The organism is Brevundimonas sp., assembly GCF_965279155.1.
Taxonomy (GTDB): domain Bacteria; phylum Pseudomonadota; class Alphaproteobacteria; order Caulobacterales; family Caulobacteraceae; genus Brevundimonas.
Genome location: NZ_OZ257138.1, coordinates 3,267,518 through 3,285,442, shown reverse-complemented (window position 1 = coordinate 3,285,442; position 17,925 = coordinate 3,267,518). Strand labels below are relative to the sequence as shown.

General features: G+C 66.4%; 19 protein-coding genes. 8 read left to right on the top strand and 11 right to left on the bottom strand.

Translation table 11 applies throughout. From position 1 onward, the window contains the following. Positions 1 to 7: 7 nt before the first annotated feature. On the top strand, positions 8 to 610 hold the full coding sequence (gene purN / locus ACQY72_RS16030) for a phosphoribosylglycinamide formyltransferase (protein ID WP_428154813.1): 603 nt from the start codon (positions 8 to 10) through the stop codon (positions 608 to 610). An 86-nt stretch (positions 611 to 696) separates the two neighbouring features. Continuing rightward, complete coding sequence (locus tag ACQY72_RS16025) at positions 697 to 2,754, top strand: M13 family metallopeptidase (protein WP_428154811.1); 2,058 nt, start codon at positions 697 to 699, stop codon at positions 2,752 to 2,754. A 74-nt stretch (positions 2,755 to 2,828) separates the two neighbouring features. Here ACQY72_RS16025 and ACQY72_RS16020 read toward each other — a convergent pair whose 3' ends face one another. The 4 genes from ACQY72_RS16020 to ACQY72_RS16005 form a co-directional block, all read right to left on the bottom strand. Beyond that, complete coding sequence (locus tag ACQY72_RS16020) at positions 2,829 to 3,029, bottom strand: hypothetical protein (protein ID WP_159844934.1); 201 nt, start codon at positions 3,027 to 3,029, stop codon at positions 2,829 to 2,831. Positions 3,030 to 3,152: 123 nt separating this feature from the next. Next, positions 3,153 to 3,572 carry a nucleoside-diphosphate kinase gene (gene ndk, locus ACQY72_RS16015; protein WP_135195295.1) on the bottom strand — a complete coding sequence of 140 codons (420 nt, stop codon included), beginning with the start codon at positions 3,570 to 3,572 and terminating at the stop codon, positions 3,153 to 3,155. A gap of 78 nt (positions 3,573 to 3,650) precedes the next feature. Then, entirely contained in the window at positions 3,651 to 4,070 is a 420-nt protein-coding gene (locus ACQY72_RS16010; RefSeq protein WP_428154810.1) for a type II toxin-antitoxin system VapC family toxin, read from the bottom strand. Beyond that, positions 4,067 to 4,408 carry a type II toxin-antitoxin system Phd/YefM family antitoxin gene (locus ACQY72_RS16005; protein WP_428154808.1) on the bottom strand — a complete coding sequence of 114 codons (342 nt, stop codon included), beginning with the start codon at positions 4,406 to 4,408 and terminating at the stop codon, positions 4,067 to 4,069. Before ACQY72_RS16005 ends, ACQY72_RS16010 begins: the two co-directional genes overlap by 4 nt. Positions 4,409 to 4,455: 47 nt before the next feature. Between ACQY72_RS16005 and ACQY72_RS16000 the strand changes: the two genes are divergently transcribed. Both ACQY72_RS16000 and ACQY72_RS15995 read left to right on the top strand, forming a co-directional pair. Beyond that, positions 4,456 to 6,348 (top strand): ABC-F family ATP-binding cassette domain-containing protein, encoded by a 1,893-nt coding sequence (locus tag ACQY72_RS16000; protein ID WP_428154806.1) that lies wholly within the window; start codon positions 4,456 to 4,458, stop codon positions 6,346 to 6,348. Continuing rightward, complete coding sequence (locus tag ACQY72_RS15995; RefSeq protein ID WP_428154804.1) at positions 6,345 to 6,587, top strand: DUF2164 domain-containing protein; 243 nt, start codon at positions 6,345 to 6,347, stop codon at positions 6,585 to 6,587. Before ACQY72_RS16000 ends, ACQY72_RS15995 begins: the two co-directional genes overlap by 4 nt. Before the next feature lie 63 nt (positions 6,588 to 6,650). Here the strand turns inward: ACQY72_RS15995 and ACQY72_RS15990 are convergent, their stop codons facing one another. Next, the gene (locus ACQY72_RS15990) at positions 6,651 to 7,352 is read right to left on the bottom strand and encodes an AIM24 family protein (RefSeq protein WP_428154803.1); all 702 of its coding nucleotides are present in this window, start codon (positions 7,350 to 7,352) and stop codon (positions 6,651 to 6,653) included. A 211-nt stretch (positions 7,353 to 7,563) separates the two neighbouring features. Here ACQY72_RS15990 and ACQY72_RS15985 point away from each other — a divergent pair, with 211 nt between their 5' ends. Together ACQY72_RS15985 and ACQY72_RS15980 are read left to right on the top strand one after the other, a co-directional pair. Further along, positions 7,564 to 8,913: a serine hydrolase gene (locus ACQY72_RS15985; protein WP_428154801.1), complete on the top strand. Its 1,350-nt coding sequence runs from the start codon at positions 7,564 to 7,566 to the stop codon at positions 8,911 to 8,913. Positions 8,914 to 8,986: 73 nt separating this feature from the next. Beyond that, positions 8,987 to 9,787, top strand: coding sequence for a DUF4198 domain-containing protein (locus ACQY72_RS15980; RefSeq protein ID WP_428154800.1), 801 nt, complete (start codon positions 8,987 to 8,989; stop codon positions 9,785 to 9,787). Here ACQY72_RS15980 and ACQY72_RS15975 read toward each other — a convergent pair. Beyond that, complete coding sequence (locus ACQY72_RS15975; protein WP_428154798.1) at positions 9,768 to 11,177, bottom strand: alpha/beta hydrolase family protein; 1,410 nt, start codon at positions 11,175 to 11,177, stop codon at positions 9,768 to 9,770. The two genes, ACQY72_RS15980 and ACQY72_RS15975, sit on opposite strands and share 20 nt — an antisense overlap. Positions 11,178 to 11,179: 2 nt before the next feature. Continuing rightward, positions 11,180 to 11,824: a DUF2306 domain-containing protein gene (locus tag ACQY72_RS15970; protein ID WP_428154797.1), complete on the bottom strand. Its 645-nt coding sequence runs from the start codon at positions 11,822 to 11,824 to the stop codon at positions 11,180 to 11,182. Positions 11,825 to 11,929: 105 nt separating this feature from the next. Here ACQY72_RS15970 and ACQY72_RS15965 point away from each other — a divergent pair, with 105 nt between their 5' ends. After that, complete coding sequence (locus tag ACQY72_RS15965) at positions 11,930 to 12,706, top strand: LytTR family DNA-binding domain-containing protein (RefSeq protein ID WP_428154796.1); 777 nt, start codon at positions 11,930 to 11,932, stop codon at positions 12,704 to 12,706. A 75-nt stretch (positions 12,707 to 12,781) separates the two neighbouring features. On the opposite strand, the gene ACQY72_RS15960 is transcribed toward ACQY72_RS15965, so the two are convergent. Together ACQY72_RS15960 and ACQY72_RS15955 are read right to left on the bottom strand one after the other, a co-directional pair. Next, on the bottom strand, positions 12,782 to 13,003 hold the full coding sequence (locus ACQY72_RS15960; RefSeq protein WP_426016308.1) for a DUF3126 family protein: 222 nt from the start codon (positions 13,001 to 13,003) through the stop codon (positions 12,782 to 12,784). A 72-nt stretch (positions 13,004 to 13,075) separates the two neighbouring features. Then, complete coding sequence (locus tag ACQY72_RS15955) at positions 13,076 to 14,305, bottom strand: DUF1624 domain-containing protein (protein WP_428154794.1); 1,230 nt, start codon at positions 14,303 to 14,305, stop codon at positions 13,076 to 13,078. A 48-nt stretch (positions 14,306 to 14,353) separates the two neighbouring features. On the opposite strand from ACQY72_RS15955, the gene ACQY72_RS15950 reads away from it, so the two are divergent. Next, positions 14,354 to 16,429: a TonB-dependent siderophore receptor gene (locus tag ACQY72_RS15950; protein ID WP_428154793.1), complete on the top strand. Its 2,076-nt coding sequence runs from the start codon at positions 14,354 to 14,356 to the stop codon at positions 16,427 to 16,429. Between the two features lie 9 nt (positions 16,430 to 16,438). Here the strand turns inward: ACQY72_RS15950 and cysE are convergent, their stop codons facing one another. Both cysE and ACQY72_RS15940 read right to left on the bottom strand, forming a co-directional pair. After that, the gene (cysE, locus tag ACQY72_RS15945; RefSeq protein ID WP_428154791.1) at positions 16,439 to 17,266 is read right to left on the bottom strand and encodes a serine O-acetyltransferase; all 828 of its coding nucleotides are present in this window, start codon (positions 17,264 to 17,266) and stop codon (positions 16,439 to 16,441) included. A gap of 20 nt (positions 17,267 to 17,286) precedes the next feature. Continuing rightward, on the bottom strand, positions 17,287 to 17,913 hold the full coding sequence (locus ACQY72_RS15940) for an NUDIX domain-containing protein (RefSeq protein ID WP_428154790.1): 627 nt from the start codon (positions 17,911 to 17,913) through the stop codon (positions 17,287 to 17,289). Positions 17,914 to 17,925 lie beyond the last annotated feature (12 nt).

Below are 17,925 nucleotides of genomic sequence, written 5' to 3'. Positions count from 1 at the left end.
GAGCGCAATGTCGATCCAAGCCTCCCCGCCCGTCCGCGTCGCCGTCCTGATCTCCGGGGCCGGCTCGAACATGGCGGCCCTGATCGATGCGGGTCAGGCGCCGGACAGCGGTTATGAGGTCGTGCTGGTCGTGTCGAACGCCGAGGGCGCGGGCGGTCTGGCCATTGCGGCGGCCAAAGGGGTTGCAACCCTCGCCGTGCCGCACAAGCCGTTCGGCAAGGATCGCGAAGCGCACGAGCGCGTCGTGGACGAGGCCCTGCGCGCCGCCGGGATCGAGGTCGTGGCCCTGGCCGGATATATGCGCGTGTTGACGCCCTGGCTGGTCGGCGGCTGGCGTGAGCGGATGCTGAACATCCACCCCAGCCTGCTGCCCCTCTATCCCGGTCTGGACACTCACGCCCGCGCCATCGCCGCCGGCGACGCCGAGGCCGGATGCACCGTGCATCTGGTCACCGAGGGCGTGGACGAAGGCCCGATCCTGGGTCAGGCCCGCGTGCCGATCGTTCCGGGGGACACGCCGGAAGCCTTGGCCGAACGGGTAAAGACGGCGGAGCACGGGCTCTATCCGCAGGTGCTGGGTGCGTTCTGCCGGGACTTGGAACAGGGCTGACGGCCCGAAGATTACAAAAACGTCATGCGACAGACCGCCGCACCGGCGCGATGGTGCCGTCGATCAAAATCGGGACCCAGTCTTCCATGAATCGCATTCGTCTGATGGCCACCTGCTCGGCCTGTATCGTCGTCGCCCTGACCGGCGGCGCGGCCTCGGCCCAGGACCATTCGCCCCAAGGTCATTCACACGGCGCGCCGGGCGTTACGCCCTGGGGCTTCGACCTCGCGGGTCGCGACACGGCGGTCAAGCCGGGCGACGACTTCAACGAATACGCCAACGGCACATATCTGCGCACGACCGAGATCCCGGCCGACAAGGCCCGCTTCGGCCCGTTCGACGTCCTGTATGAAACCGCCCAGGCCCAGCTGAAGGCGATCATCGAGGCCAGCGCCGCCAATCCGACCAACGCCAACGCCCAGAAGGTCGGCGCCCTCTACGCCAGCTTCATGGACGAGGCGAAGATCGAGCAGTTGGGCGCCACACCGCTGACCGCCGACCTCGCCGCCGTCAAGTCCGTGAGCGACCACGCCGGCATGGCCCGACTGATGGGCGAAAGCCACTCCGACTTCGGCGCATCCCTGTTCGGCATCGACGTCTTCGAGGACCTGCAGAAGCCCGACCTGAACTCGGCCTATCTGGGCCAGGGCTCACTGGGCCTGCCGGACCGCGACTACTATCTGAAGCCCGACTTCGCCGCCCAGCGCGAGGCCTACCTCGCCTATCTGACCACCACCCTGACCGCCATCGGCTGGGCCGATCCGGCCAAGACCGCCGCCGACATCCTGGCCTTCGAGACCAAGGTCGCCGACAAGCAGTGGACCACGGTCGAGCGTCGCCAGATCGACAAACTCTACAACCCGACCAAGGTCGTGGACCTGGTTACCCTGGCCCCCGGCTTCGACTGGACCGGCTTCCTGGCCGGCGCCCAGGTGTCGGATGTCGACACCCTGGTGCTGATGGAAAACACCGCCATTCCCGGCATCGCCCAGGTGTTCGCCGACACCCCCATCGAGACGCTGAAGGCCTGGCAGGCGTTCAATGTAGTCGATCAAGCCAGCCCCTATCTGTCCAAGGCCTTCGTCGATGCCCGCTTCGAGTTCCGGGGCAAGACCCTGCGCGGTCAGCCCGAGAACCGTCCGCGCTGGAACCGGGGCGTGGCCCTGGTCGACGGCCAGCTGGGCGAGGTCCTGGCCCAGGAATATGTGCGCCTGCACTTCCCCGCCTCGTCCAAGGCCCAGATGGAAACCCTGGTCGGCAACATCCGCGCCGCCATGACCGAGCGTCTGAAGACCCTGGACTGGATGAGCGAGCCCACGCGCGAACAGGCCCTCTACAAGATGTCCAAGTTCGGAGTGAAGATCGGCTATCCCGACAAGTGGCGGTCCTATGACGGGCTGGAGCTGACGGCGGACGACCTTTACGGCAACGTCGAGCGCTCATCGGCCTTCGAGTGGGCCTACAAGCGCGGCAAGATCGGCCAGCCGGTCGATCCGCTGGAATGGGGCATGACGCCCCAGACGGTGAACGCCTATTACAACCCGCCGCGCAACGAGATCGTCTTCCCGGCCGCCATACTGCAGGCGCCCTTCTTCGATCCGAACGCGGACCCGGCCGTCAACTATGGCGGCATCGGCGCGGTCATCGGCCACGAGATCACCCACGGCTTCGACGACCAGGGTCGCAAGTCCGACGGCGACGGCGTGCTGCGCGACTGGTGGACGGCCGAGGACGCCGCTCGCTTCGAGGCGCGCGCCAAGGTGCTGGGCGACATCTATAATTCGCTGGAGCCCCTGCCCGGCGTCCACGTCAACGGCGACCTGACCATGGGCGAGAACATCGCCGACCTGGGCGGCCTGCTGCTGGCGCTGGACGCCTATCACAAGTCGCTGAACGGCCAGCCGGCCCCGGTGATCGACGGCCTGTCGGGCGACCAGCGCGTCTTCCTGGGCTGGGCGCAGGTCTGGCGCGAGAAGTCGCGCGAGGCGGCCCTGAAGGAACAGCTGACCACCGATCCGCACTCGCCCGGCCCGGTGCGCGCCGCCACCTCGCCGCGCAACATCGACGCCTGGTACGCGGCCTTCGGCGTCTCGCCGGACCAGAAGGAATATATCGCCCCCGAGGCCCGCGCCCGTATCTGGTAGCGGCCGATCTTCAGACGCAGAAAAGGCCCGGAGCGTGCGCTCCGGGCCTTTTCATCATCCGGCTTGAGCCGGATTTAGCGGGGCGTGGTCGCCGCGCCGCCGACAGCGCCGATGGCGGCGCCGGCCACGGTCGAACCCGTGTTGCCGCCGAGAACCTGACCGGCGACAGCGCCGCCCAGGGCGCCGGTGGCGGCGCGTTGTTCCATCGTATTGCCGCAGGCAGCCAGCAGGGCGACGACGCCGATGACGGGGGCCAGTTTGATCATGGTCTTCATGGGTCTTCTCCGGGAGGGGGATGAATCGATGAAGGTCAAACGACAAGGCCCGCGTCCGGTTCCGGACGCGGGCCTATATAGCCACGCTATGCGAAGAGCTGAGCGCCCCTCGGCTTGAGCGCGTTAGCCGACGATCTGGTCGTCGGTGAAGAACTGGGCGATCTCGATCTTGGCGTTGTCCTGGCTGTCCGAACCGTGGACCGAGTTTTCACCGATCGATAGGGCGAACGACTTGCGGATCGTGCCGTCGGCGGCGTCCTTGGGGTTGGTGGCGCCCATGACTTCACGATAGGCGGCGACGGCGTTGTCGCCTTCCAGCACCTGAACCACGACCGGCTCGGCGGTCATCTGCTCGACCAGCTCGCCGTAGAACGGGCGTTCGGCGTGGACTTCGTAGAACTTCTGGGCTTGCTCGGTCGTCAGCTTGACGCGGCGCTGGGCCACGATGCGCAGGCCGGCGCCTTCGATCACGGCGTTGATCGCGCCGGTCAGGTTGCGGCGCGTGGCGTCGGGCTTGATGATCGAGAAGGTGCGTTCGGTCATGGAAAGTGACTTCTTGTTAGGGAGAATGAAGGTCGCGGGCTTATAGCGACGCCCCGCCCCCGCGCCAAGCCACCTCTTTCAGCAGGCGACGGCGCGCACATGCCCGGCGGCGGCGTAGGCCAGGATGGCGCGGTCACGGGTGACGAGGATCAAGTCGTGAGCTCGCGCCGTCGCGATCAGCATTCGATCGGCCGGATCTCTGTGAGCAAGATCAGGCAACTCACCCACATCGAGCATGAGGTCGACGTCTAGAGACAGCAGCCGCGCGCGCGTGGCCCTTACAGCTTTGGACAACCAGCCCCTGACATCTCCGCCGATCACGACCTCCAGTGATTTTTTCTTGCGGATTATTCCCAGCTCCCATGCCGTTGTAGCGGAAATATGGACACCGCCATTGGTGCTAGCCGCCACGACCGCAGCGGCGGCGTCCTCGCGTATGGATGCCCCCAAAACGATCCAGATCAGAGCGTGAGTGTCGAGCAGCACGCCGTCGCTCATTCCTCGCGTAGTCCCATTCTGAGGTCGTAGTCAGGATCGTCCAGGCCCATATCGGCCTCAACCGTCGTTCCAAAAACCTGTTCGTAAATAGGCTTTTCCAGATCTATGCTCGGGTCGATGATGAGCGATCCCTTCATGCTGCCAAACATGCTGTGTGGGTCCCAAGGCTCTTTGACCGCTGCTTCTGGAGCAACCAGAACGGCCGCCGCCTTGCCACGTTTGGTGATGTGAACCTTTGTCACAGCGCCGCTGTTCACGCGGTCGAGCAGGTCCAGGCACTTGGCCTTGAACTCCGTCGCCGTTATGACGACCTCGCCGCTTACAAGATCATACGTCATGACTGGTCATATAGAGATGACCGGTCAGAAAGTCCATTGCGCCTCCCATGCTCCAGATCACCGACCTGACCTTCAACGCCTGGGGCCGCAAATTCCTCGTGGACGCCTCCGTCAGCCTGCCGCCCGGCGCCAAGGTCGGTCTGGTCGGCCGTAACGGCATCGGCAAGTCCACCCTGTTCAAGCTGATCCTGGGCGAGCTTCACGCCGCCGGCGACGAAATCAGCCTGCCCAAGACCGCCCGCATCGGCTCCGTCGATCAGGAACACCCGGCGACGCCCGTCAGCGTCATCGACACCATTCTGGAAGCCGATGTCGAACGCCATACCCTGCTGGGCCGGCTGGAAACCGCGCCGCCCGAGGAGATGGGCGAGATCTGGGCCCGCCTGATCGAGATCGACGCCGACGCCGCGCCTGCGCGCGCCGCCGAAATCCTGGTCGGCCTGGGCTTCGACCAGGAGAACCAGGCCCGGCCGATGTCCGAGTTCTCGGGCGGCTGGCGCATGCGCGTCGCCCTGGCCGCCGCCCTGTTCGCCGAGCCAGACATGCTGCTGCTCGACGAACCGACCAACTACCTCGACCTGGAAGGCGCCCTGTGGCTTGAGGCGCGGCTGAAGAAATACCCGCACACGGCCCTGATCATCTCCCACGACCGCGAGATGCTGAACGAGGTCTGCACCCATATCCTGCATCTCGCGAACCACACCCTGACCCTCTACACCGGCAACTACGACGCCTTCGAAAAAGCCCGCGCCGAGAAGGCCCGTCTGCAGCTGTCGGCCAAGGCCAAGCAGGACGCCGAACGCGCCCACCTTCAGTCCTTCGTAGACCGGTTCAAGGCCAAGGCGTCGAAGGCGGCCCAGGCCCAGTCGCGCATGAAGCGGCTGGAGAAGATGCAGCCGGTGGCCACCACCATCGAGGAACGCGTCGCTCCCTTCACCCTGCCCTCGCCGCCACGCCCACTCGCGCCGCCGCTGATCCGGCTGGAGCGGGCCAATGTGGGTTACGACACCGGCAAGCCGATCCTGCGCAATCTGAACCTGCGCATGGATCTGGATGACCGGATCGGCCTGCTGGGCGTCAACGGCGCGGGCAAGTCCACCTTCGCCAAGATGATCGCCGGCGCCCTGAACGTGTCCGAGGGCGAACTGCACCGCGACAAGAAGATGCGCGTGGGCTGGTTCCATCAGCACCAGATCGAGGCGATGGACCCCACCGACACGCCGCTGGAGATCATTCGCCGCGCCATGCCTGACGCGCCGGAAAGCGCCCGCCGCTCCAAACTGGCCCAGTTCGGCCTGGGCTATGAAAAGCAGGAGACCACGGTCGACAGCCTGTCGGGCGGCGAGCGCGCCCGCCTGCTGCTGAACATGGTGGCCATGGATGCGCCCCACATCCTGATCCTCGACGAACCGACCAACCACCTGGACATCGACAGTCGCCGGGCGTTGCTGGATGCGCTGAACGACTACACCGGCGCCGTCATCCTGATCACCCACGACCGGTCGCTGATGGAGATGGTCGCAGACCGGCTGTGGCTGGCCGCCGACGGCACGGTGAAGCCCTATGACGGCGACATGGAGGACTACGCCAAGTTCGTCCTCGACCGCGCCAAGGCCGCCATATCCAAGCCCAGCCAGATCAAGAAGGAAGAGGCTGCGGCCGCTGCCCCCGCTCAGAGCAACAAGAACCGCAAGAACGACAAGAAATCAGGTCCTTCGCCATCGACTCTGCGTCACGCGGTCAAGAAGGCGGAGGAAAACATGACCCGCCTGACCGCCGAGATTTCCCGCATCGACGACGACATGGCCACCGCCTCGGTCAACAACCCGAAAGCCCTGGAAGGCCTGACCCGCGCCCGCGCCAAGACCGAAGCCGATCTCGCGACGGCCGAAGCCGCCTGGGTCGCAGCGGAGGAAGCCCTGGCCGAGGTCGCCGGGTGAAGCCGATCGAGTTCTCCAAGGAGGAACGCACCGCCGCGGCTGGCAAGCTGCGCGACTATTTCGCCCGCGAACTGGATCAGGATCTGGGCCAGCTTCCCGCCGAGATGCTGCTGGACTTCATCGGCAAGGAGATCGGCGGCGCCTTCTACAATCGCGGCGTCCACGACGCCCAGCAGCTGGTCCAGCAGAAGGCCGAAGACATCGTCGAGGCCCTCTACGGGTTGGAGCGCGTCGGATAACGATCGCTGCCGTCGGCCATGCGCAACTGCGGGCGGGGCATACGCGCCCCGCCCGCGCCGGCCTTAGCTCCCGCTGCTGGCCTGCATGTAGGTTTCCTCATAGGGCTGGACCACGACCCAACCCTCGCCGGCGAACTTCATCTGGATGCTCTCGCCCGAGCCGCGGCCCATCAGGGTCTTGAACGAGATGTCGGTGGCGATCTCCGGCGACAGGCTTCCCGACCAGGCCACGGTGGCGTTCGGATCGGTGAAGATCGGGCCGGTCGCGGCGCTGACCTTGAGGATCAGCGGATCATAGTGGGAGGTGATGGCGACGATGCCGCTGCCGCTCAGCTTCACATTGAACAGGCCGCCGGACATCATGCCCGCGACCCGCTTCATCATCGTGATCTGGTTGCTGACGCCGTTTTCCAGCGCCAGCACATCGTTGCCGTTGACGAAGATGGTCTCGTTATCGAGCCTCAGCAGGGTGATCTTCTTGCCGGTGTCGGCCAGATAGACGCGCCCTTGGCCCTCCACCTTCATCAGCACCATGCCCTCGCCGCTGACGGCCTTCTTCAGCAGATTGCCGAGGCCCTGCTCCATCAGACCCTGACGGGTGAACTTCACCTGCCCCGTCCGCGCCACCATGGCCCCGGACTTGGCCCAGACCGACCCGTTTAGCCGCACCTCCAGCAGATACTGGTTCTCCAACTCGAAGGCTTCGGTGCTGACGTCCTTCTCCTTGTAGGCGGCGACGAACTCGGCGACGGTTTTCACGGGCATGGAGACCTCAAAGGGTGTTTTTCGGAAGCTCAGCCTGCGCGAACAACTCTCAGTCGCGCAAGTCCATAATATCGCAAACGCCTCGCAATCTTACGGGCTGGAGGGCGGTTAAGCCGAGGTTGCCGATCCTTAAGGTGACGCTTGGGGACCGTTGCGGCAGATAGCGCTCTCCTTCTGTCACGGCGTGGCGGACCCGCCGTGGAGATCGAGAATGTTCAAGCCCCTCAGCCGCTCTGGAGCGCCTTTCGCGCTTGCGAGCCTGATCGCCCTCGTCGCCATCGCCGGCCCGGTTCAGGCTCAAGACACCGCGCGCATGGATCGGCTCGTGCAGACATCCGCTGACGCGGACGCATTCTCGGGGTCGGTTCTGGTCGCGCGCGACGGCGAGATCCTGCTGGATCGGGGCTATGGCCTAGCCAATCGGGAGTGGCGGATCCCCAACGACGGCGACACCAAATTCCGCCTGGGATCGCTCACCAAGCAGTTCACGGCCGTCGCCATCATGATTCTGAACGAACGCGGCCTGGTCGATCTGGATGCGCCGGTGAAGACCTGGGTGGCGGACGCGCCGCCCGCCTGGGACCAGGTGACGGTGCGACGCCTGCTCGCCCACACCGCCGGGGTCCCGAACTTCACCAGCTTCGACGATTTTCAATCCCTCAAGACCCTGCCGGTCACGGTGGACGACCTGATCGCGCGCTTCCGCGATCACCCCCTGGATTTCCAGCCTGGCGAAGGGCGGAAATATTCGAACTCGGGCTATGTCCTGCTGACCGCCGTCATCGAGAAGGCCAGCGGAAAATCCTACGCCGAATTCCTCAGCGAGGCTCTCTTCACCCCGCTGGGCATGAGCGACAGCGGCTACGACAGCAATGCCTCCGTCTTGCCGCGCCGCGCCTCGGGCTATGCACCGTCGGCCAAGGGCGTGGTCAATGCCGACTATTGGGACATGAGCATTCCTCAGGGCGCCGGCGGGCTCTATTCCACCACCCACGACCTGCTGAAATGGGAACAGGGATTGTTCGGCGGTCGGCTGCTGAGCCCGGCTTCGCTCGCGCTGCTGACGACGCCCGTGCGCGATCAATATGCTTTCGGCGTCTTCGTGGCCAAGGCGCAAGGTCAGACGACCATCGCCCACTCGGGCGGGCTCGACGGCTTCAACACCTATATGGCCTATGACCCGGATCGCCGCATGACGGTGGTCGTGCTGGGCAATCTGAACGGTGCAGCCCCGGACCTGCTGGGCGCATCCCTTCTGGCCTTCGCTCGGGATGAAGCGGACGCGAGCGGAACCACCGCCGTGGCGCCCGACACCCTGCAGGCCTATTCCGGCGTCTACGCCCTGACGCCGACATCTTCGATCACCGTGTCGGTCGAGAACGACCAGCTGACGAGCCAGGCGACCGGCCAGGACGCCATGGCGTTGATCCCGCAATCCGCCGACGTCTTCCGTCAGTCCGAAGCGGGCGCCGAGACGACCTTCCTGCGCAGCGCCTCCGGCGCGGTCACGGGCCTGATCTTCAGCCACGACGGTCGCGACAGCATCGCTCAAAAGGAGTAGCCCGCCGAACGCGCCTATTTGCAAACGCTTCGCAATATTATATATAGCCGCGACGATCGAACGGAGCGCGGCCATGACCAGAACCACCATCTACGCCGGCCTGCTGGCCAGCCTGCTCGCGGTCTGGAGCGCGGGCGCGGCCCAGGCCCATTCGCCCTATCTGCGGCCCAATGTCTTCGACGCCACCAACCGCGACCATGTGACGGTCGAGGCCGCCTTCACCGAAGATGTGTTCAACGCCGAGGTGGTCATGCGCTCCGACCACTTTCATATCGTCGGCCCCAACGGCGACACGCCGATCACCGCCGTGACCTATCTGCGCGACCTGGCGGTGTTCGAGGCCCCGACGCCGGTGGACGGCCTCTATCGCCTGTCGTCGGGCGCACGCGAGGGCCGCGCGGCCAAGATGTACGAAACCCCGTCCGGCTGGAAGATGGTCGGCGAGGAGGACGAGGCGCCCCCGCCCGGCGCCGAACTGGTCGATGTCCAGAGCATCACCACGGCCGACGTCTATGTCGTGCGTGGCGATCCGGACGATGCGGCCCTGAAACCCTCGGGCCAGGGGCTTGAGCTTCAGCCCCTGATCCAGCCCAACGACATCGTGGCGGGCGAGGACGCGCCGTTCCGCCTTCTGTTCGACGGCCAGCCGGTCGCCAATGCCGCCGTGACCGTCTTTCGCGAAGCCGGCCAGTATGACGGCAGGAAGATCGAGGCGGAACTGACCACCGACGCCTCGGGCCTGGTGACGCTGAAGGTCGCCGAACCGGGGGCTTACATGACCCAGGTCCGCCACCGCGTGGCCTCGCCCGCCGGCGCCCCGACGCCCTACCGCAGCTATACCCACACCCTGACCTTCATCGCCCACGCGGGCTAGGCGCGGCGAGCAGACGCCCGTCGCCATACTGGCCGTCCAGCCGCCCGGTCTTCGCCCAGTCCAGCACGGCCTGATAATAGCCGGGCGCATAGCCGATCGAGGTGCGCTTGCCGTCCGCCGCCGTCTCGAACCGGACGATGCCGTGGTCGGTATCGGGGTATTCCAGCAGGGTGATCGGCCGCCCCTGGGCCGCCAGGTCGATCAGCCGCTGGCGCGTGGCCTCGGGCGGCGCGCCCAGGTCGTCCTCGGCCTGGATCCACAGCATCGGCGTGGCCAGCCCGCTCAGCACCGGCAGCGGGTCGTAGTCCCACGAGGTTCCGACATCGAGCACGGGGGCCATGGCGATGATCTGTTCGTTCGGCGTGGTCAGCAGAAAGCCTGTGAACTCGCCCTTGATGTCGGCGAACCAGGGCTGGGTGCGATACCTGGCCCGAACGGCTTCCAGACCGGCAAACCCGACCTCGCCGTGCGAGGCGATGAAGGCGCCAGTCACGTCGGTGATCTCGCGCGCCTGTTCCAGCACGTCCGCGCCCCACCCCTTGCCCTTCAGGTCCAGCATCACCTGGTCGCTGTCTTCCGACAGCGCGCCATAGGCCAGGCCGAAACCGACGATGACGAAGTCCACCGGCGTCTGGCTGGCGGCCAGCGGCGCGATCCAGCCGCCCTGGCTGCCTCCATGCAGGCCCACCCGGCCCGCCCGATTTCCGGCCATACGACGGGCCTCGACCACGGCGGCGGCGGCGTCCTCGGCCAAAACGTGGAAGTCCTGAGTATAGCGCCCCTCCGACCCGCCCGAGCCCCGCTTGGCATAGACGAAGACGCCGACGCCCGAGGCCGGGGCGAACCGCTGGAAGGCGTTGAAGTCCAGCGCGTTGGCGCCTTCCGACCCATGCACCTCGACCATGATCGGGACCGGTCTATCCCCCGGCGGCAGGATCAGCCGCCCGTTCAGGTGCGTCCCGCCCTGACCGACGAAGGTCGTCTCGCGCACGTCCTGGGTCAGGCGGCGGCCGGCCTGCCCCTCGAAGACCATCCGGCCTTCGTCGCAGGGTCCCAGTTGCGGTTGCGGACCTTCGACCCGCGTGGTGGATCCCAAGGTGCTGACCCAATGCCCTTGGGTGTCCACCGTCATCCTGGCCGTGGACCCATCCAGCCGACGCCACCGCAGGCCCTTGCCTGCCAGCGGCGCGACATCCACCCAATTGCCGTCGTCCAACCGATAGACGCCCACATGACAGACCACGGCCGGATCGGGTCGCTCATCCACATCACCCCCCGGCGTCTGGGCTGTCGCCGGCAAAGCCGCGACAGAGACGATGAACGCCAAGGCGGCGGCGAGCCAGGATTTCGACATGGGTTTGCCGATCAGGTTGAAGGAAGGATCGGACATGATCATCGAACTTCTTCCTTAGATGCGGCGCGCTTCAGCCAGAACTCCGCCGTGATCAGATTGGGGATCCAGGCCAGGAAAGAGATGGCGCGGTACCAGGGCAAAAACGGCAGATCCAGGATCATGACTACCGGCAAGTAGAGCCGCAAGGTTACGGCGGCCAGGGTCAGGGTCCAGGACCGGATCATCCAGCGACGATGGTCGGCGAACCGGCCCTGAACGGCTGCGCGCCACCCCAGCACGGTCACGGCGATCCACAGCAGCGCCAGACACCCGAACCCCGCCGAGGCGATCGGACCGGCGAACGACCCCGGCGCCAAAACCAGCCCCGCCACGCCGCCGACCAGACATCCGACGACATAGACCCGACCCGTCCAGCGATGCGGCGGGGAGGCCCCGCGACGCAGGCGAGGCAGAAACTGCACGGACCCCACCACCAGAGCGGTGACGGCGCCGGCGACATGGATGACGAGCCACGGCACCCCCAGCGGATTGCCTAGCGCCTGGGCCGGCGTTTTGGGCGGGTCCAGCAGATAGCGTGCGGAATAGGCGGCGACGCCCAGGCAAAGCAGGGTCAACACCAGCCAGCCGACACGGGCGGGCCATGCGGTTCGGCGGCCCGGCGGCGTTGCGTTGAATAAGGACATGCGAAGGTTCTCGTCGGCTGTTTCGCCGAACGCCATTGCCGCACGGCCGGAGGCTCGCTAGGCCCTGCTTCGCGAACGGCGCCAGGGTTACGTGAACGGGACGGCATGGACGGCAAGACCACAGCGTTGCTGCGAACGACGACGGCGCGGCGCTGGGCGATTGACCTGGTGATCCTGGTCGCGATCGGTTTGCTGATGGGGTTTCTGGGGCCCTTCTCCTCCGAGCATGTGCCGGTCGTTGGGCGCTACATCTACTGGATGATCTGCATGGTCGGCGGCGGGCTGATCGGCATCGCGGCCGATGAGGGGCTTCGCCGTCGCATCGCAAATCTGTGGATACGGACCCTGCTCGTCTCGGTGCTGATGACGCCGGTCGTGACCCTGCATGTCTTTTTGACCGAGAGTTTCATGTTCGGCGGCCATGCTGACTGGGCGGGATTTAGTCAGCGGTGCTTGCAGGTGTGTCCGATTCTACTGGCCGTCATGGCGGTCCGAGCTTTGGTCTGGCGCCAACTGCCCGCTCGTGTCGAGACACGCACCCTCGTCGTCCCGCCCCTGCCCGAGGTCGAGGCGGCGTTCAGGCGCAGATTATCCGCCAGACGACGCGGCGCCCGGCTGATCGCCATCGAGGCGCACGACCATTATCTGAGGGTCCACACCGATGCGGGCGCCGAGCTGATCACCCTGCGGTTCGCCGATGCGCTGGATGAACTGTCACGCGCGCACGGATGGCGCGTCCATCGCTCGTGGTGGGTGGCGGCCGATGCGGTGGAAGAGGTGCGCTGGCGGCGCGGGACGGGCGAGATACGCCTCGTCGGCGGCTTGACGGCGCCGGTCAGCCGGACCCATGGCCCTGTGCTGAAAGAGGCGGGCTGGCTCTAGAAGCCCCGCCCGCCAGTCGCGCCGTGATCGCCCCACGCCGGTCGAGGCCGGGCGATCACGTCTTGGGACGAAAGCCTATTCAGGCAGGTCTTCGGCCAGGATCGCCATTTCGAACATGAACGAGCCTTCCTCGTCTTCATCCTCGAAGACGATGCCGATGAACTCGTCGCCGACATAGACTTCAGCCGAGTCGTTCTGCTTGGGGCGGGCCTTCAGGATGATGCCGCCGGTGTTGAAGGTGCGCTTGAGGTGGGCCTCGATGCGCTTCAGGTCGGTGTCTTTCACGGGGGGCCTCATGGTCTGAACGTTGGCGGCGGACCCTAGAGACATCGGCCGTTCAGGGAAACCGGCCACGCGCATTTTCCCGTTTCAGAGATAACGCATCCACCACTGTGAACTGCGCCGCTTCACGCCCGCGAACCAACGGCAGGCGAACCAGCAAGGCACGGCGACGACGGCCGCCAGCAACCACAGCCAGCCGACGCCCGACACGCCGAAGCCGTCGCCCTGATTGGCGCCGAACACGGCCAGGGCCATCAGGTTCAGCAGATGCAGCCCGTAAAGGTGGATCAGATAGAAGAACAGCGGCGCCCCGCCGAACACGGCCAGCAGGCCCACCAGCCGATCCGGCGCCTTCTCCAACCCCGCCAGGATCAGCGCCCCGACGCCCAACGTCAGCAGGACGAAATCGGCCGACGGCGGATATTTGGTCAGGTTCAGCACGCTCATCACCGTCTGGATCGGCGTCGCCTGCACGGCCCACGGCGCATCGCCATAGAGATTGATCGCCCTCAGCACGACGAACAGTGCGAGCGCGCCCAGGCCCGTCAGCACCAGCCGCCGCAGCCGCACCCTCTGCTCGCCCACGAACCACGGCCCAATAGCATACCCCAGGGCCGCGATCCCGATCCACGGCAACAAGGGATAGGAGGTCCGCGCCTGAGCGCCCCCCAAATTGGCCCAAGGCAGATCGATGAAACCGCGATCATGCAGCACGGCCCAGATCGCATGGCCCGGCTGGCCCGCTGCGATCGTGACCGGATCCAGCAGATTGTGCCCCAGCACGATCGCCAGCCCCACGGCGATCAAGACCGGACGCGGCAGATGCACCAGGGCGGCGAGGGCGATCATCGACAGGCCGATGGCCCAGATGACCTGCAGGTAGATAATCTCCGGCGTGAAGGAGAAGGTCCAGGCGAAGCTGACCACTGTCAACTCCAGCACGACAAGGAACAGACCCCGCTTGAGCAGGAACTCCGACGCCGACCTGGTGCCGCTGACTTGGGCCGCGTTCGCCCCGCCCGCCTGCTTGTTCCCATACAGCCACGCCCCCAGCCCCGTAAGGGCCACGAACACGGGCGCGCAAAGGTGCGCCGACAGCCGCGTGAAGAACAACGCGGGCGAGGTCGTCTCTACATCCATCGGGTCCGAGACCTGGGCGTGGATAAAGAAAAACTCTCGCGCGTGATCGACCAACATCAGCAGGATCACCAGCCCGCGCAGGGCGTCGATGGATCGGATCCGACCCACCGCCCGGATCAGGGCGGCGGTCGAAGAGGCGAAGGCGGGAACAGGCGTTGCAGTGGTTGACATCGTCATGCCGGAGCGGATAGCCGATATATTATAACGTTTCAAACGGAGTCTGATTTGTCCCTCCTCATGAGCTGCGCCGGCGCGTGCCTGCTGGTCGCCGCCAACGCCCCCGCCCCTGGCCCCGTCGAGGCGGTCGAGCCCCAGACGGTGGGCGAGATCGTGGTTCTGGGCCGGCGTCAGGCGCCGCGCGACCTGACCCTGGGCGCCGGGCCAGTGACGGAGGCCATGTCGCCGTCCAGCCGATCCATCGAGAACGACCTGATCAAGGCCGTGGGGGCTACGCGTCTGGCCGACGCCTTGGAACTGGTCAGCGGCGTCAGCCAGCAGAACAATCGCGGCGGGGTGATGGACAACTTCGCCATCCGCGGCTTCCTGGGCACGCCCGACGGCGGCGCGGAATATTATGTCGACGGCTTCCTGGCCAACCGGGGCATGGCCCCGCCGCGCGACCCGGCGACGGCCGAGCGGATCGAGGTGCTGAAGGGGCCGTCCGGAGCCCTGTTCGGCGACATCGACCCGGCGGGACGCGTCAACATCGTGTCCAAGACCCCGCGTTTCGCAACCAGCGCCGCCTTCACCGCCACGGTCGGCTCGTTCGGTTTGAGGCGCGGCGAACTGGACCTGACGGGCCCTATCAGCGACACCCTGGCCGGGCGGCTGGTGGTCGCGGGCGAGACCAGCACCGGCTGGCGCGACCATGTCGGCCTGGACCGCACGGTGATCGCCCCGTCCCTGACCTGGCGACCCAACGATGATCTGCGCCTGACCTATGTGGGCGAGTTCACGACCTTCACCACCCTGTTCGACCGGGGGATGCCGGCGATCAACGGCGACGCCCTGGCCCTGCCGGAATCCAACTACTACGGCGAGCCCGGCGACGGCGTGACCCGGTTCCGCAACGAACGGCACCAGATCACCGGCGAATACCGGATCAACGACGGCTGGAGCGTAAACGGCGGCATCGCCTGGCGCGGCGGCTCGCTGAAGGGCCTGTCCAGCGACCATTCCCGCCTGGAGGGGGACACCCTGCGGCGGCAACGCCGCGCGCGCGATTTCACCGTCGAAGACCTGTCGGCCCGGCTGGAGGTGAACGGCATGGTCGCGACTGGCCTGGGCGTCCACAACATCAGCGTCGGGGTGAAGGGGTATAAGCTGACCTACGGCGAGAAATGGCTGAGGGTCGACCCGACAGACGCCAATCCCTATGCAATCAATGTCTTCAATCCCGTTTATGGTGCGGTTACGCCCCCGACGCCCCGGCCGCGCATCGACAATCTGGAGACGCGAGACGTCGTCACGATTTACGCCCAAGACCTGTGGGAAGTGACCGACCGCATCAGCCTGCTGGCCGGCCTGCGCTTCGACGACTACAGTCAGACCATAGACAACCGACTTCGGAACATCGTGGGCAATGCGGCGGACACGCCGGTCGATTATCGTTTCGCCGCCCGCTACCGGCTGACCAGCCACCTGACCGCCCACGCCAGTTATGGCCGATCCTTCGTACTGAATTCGGGAATCGGTCGCGACGACATGGGCTTCTCGCCGGAAGAGGGCCAAGGCTATGAGGTTGGCCTGGCCGGCGCCTGGGACGGACTGGACCTTGCCGCCACCGTCTTCGACATCGAGAAGTCGAACATCCTGACCACCGACCCGATTGATGCAAGTTTCCTGGCCCCGGTCGGCAAGCTGACGACGCGCGGGATCGAGCTGGACGGGTCCCTGCGCATCGACGACGCTTGGCAGGTAGTAGCCAACTACGGCTGGACCGACGCCAAGGCCGATGACAACGCCTTCGCCACCGACGCCGTGCTCAACGTGCCCGAACAGTCCGGCTCGCTGTTCGCCATCGGCCGGTTCGACACGGCGCACGGCACGACCTGGTCGCTGATGGCCGGCGCCGCCTACGTCGGAGATAGAGCCGGCGCCCTGACGCTCAATCCTGTGCGTCTGCCCGCCTATTGGAAGGCCAAGGCGGCGCTGGACTACGGCCTGACGCCCCAGGTGACGGCCCGAATCGAAGTCGACAACCTGTTCGACGAGCGATACGCCGCCAGCTCCTACAGCGCCCTGTGGATCTTCCCCGGCGCCCCGCGCAGCGTGCGCGCGTCACTCAGGATCGCCCTGTGAGGCGACGGCTCAGATGACGAAGTCGTAGACGACCTCGGCCAGGGTGTGATCCATCGTCCTGGCCGGTTCGGCGTTGGTCGGGCAGTTGACCAGCCGCGCCGGAACCCCCGCCACGGTGCAGCCGGACGGCACGGCCTTCAGCACCACCGAGCCGGAGGCCACCTTGGCGTAGTCGCCGACGTGGATATTGCCCAGCACCTTGGCCCCGGCGCCCAGCAGAACGCCCTTGCCGATCTTGGGGTGGCGGTCGCCGCGATCGGCGCCCGTCCCGCCCAGGGTCACGCCGTGCAGCATGGACACGTCGTCGCCGACCACCGCCGTCTCGCCGATGACGATGCCGGTGCCGTGGTCGAGGAACAGCCCCTTGCCCAGTTGCGCGCCCGGATGGATGTCCAGCTGGAACAGCTCCGAGATGCGGCTCTGGAAGTGGAAGGCCAGGGTCTCGCGCCCCTGCCCCCACAGCCAGTGCGCCACACGCCACCCCTGAAGCGCCTGGAAGCCTTTGAAATAGAGGAAGGGTTGCAACAGGTTGCGGATCGCCGGGTCGCGTTCGGCGACGGCCTGCAAGTCCGCTTCCGCCGCCTCGACCATGGCCGGATCCGCCTTGAACGCCGACAGGCAGACCTCGCGCACCGACATGGCGCTCATCTCGCCGTCCGCCAGCTTCCGCGCGATCTGGAAGCTGAGCGCGCCGGCCAAATCGTCGTGCGACAGGATCACCGCATTCATCTGCGAGCCCAGTTGCGGTTCCTCGCGCGAGGCGGCCTCGGCCGAGGCGCGCAGCTGGCGCCACACGCTGTCGGTTTCGGTCTCCGCGACGACTTCAAGCTTGGCCATGACAGGCTCCTTCGGCGACATCATACCCGCCCCAGCATGGCCTGCGCCAGCGGCTGAGGCAGTTCCCCGTTCAGGGCCATATGATAGGCCTTGTAGGCCGTCGCCACCGTCAGACTGTCGCGCACCGTCCCGCGCCCGATCTCGTCCAGCAGATCCAGGAACGGCACGCGCACTACGGCGATGATCTCGGTCGGGTCCGGCGCAACGGGCGCAGGGCTCAGGCCCCAGGCGATCCAGGTCATGCCGATCTCGTCGGTGATGGAGTTCGACATCTCGACCGTCAGCGCCGGCAGCCAGTGTTCGGCCTTCAGCCCCGCCTCCTCGGCCAGCTCGCGCCGGATGCCGTCGAACGGGTCCTCGTCCAGCGGCGCGCCCCCCTCGGGCATTTCCCACGAATAGTTGGCCAGGGCGAACCGCTGCTGGCCCACCAGGGTAACCGTGCCGTCGTCATGAACCGGCAGGACGCCGGTCCCGACATTCTTGAACCGCACCACCGCATAGTCGGCCGCATGCCCCGTCGGCGCCGTCGCCGGATGTCGGGTCAGGGTCATCCATGGGCTGTCGAACACGGTCTCGGTTCCGTCGCTGCGCCACGCCTGCGGCTTGGACAGGCCCTCAGCCCATTTCGGTTCGTCGGAATTGCGCATGGTCCACCTATG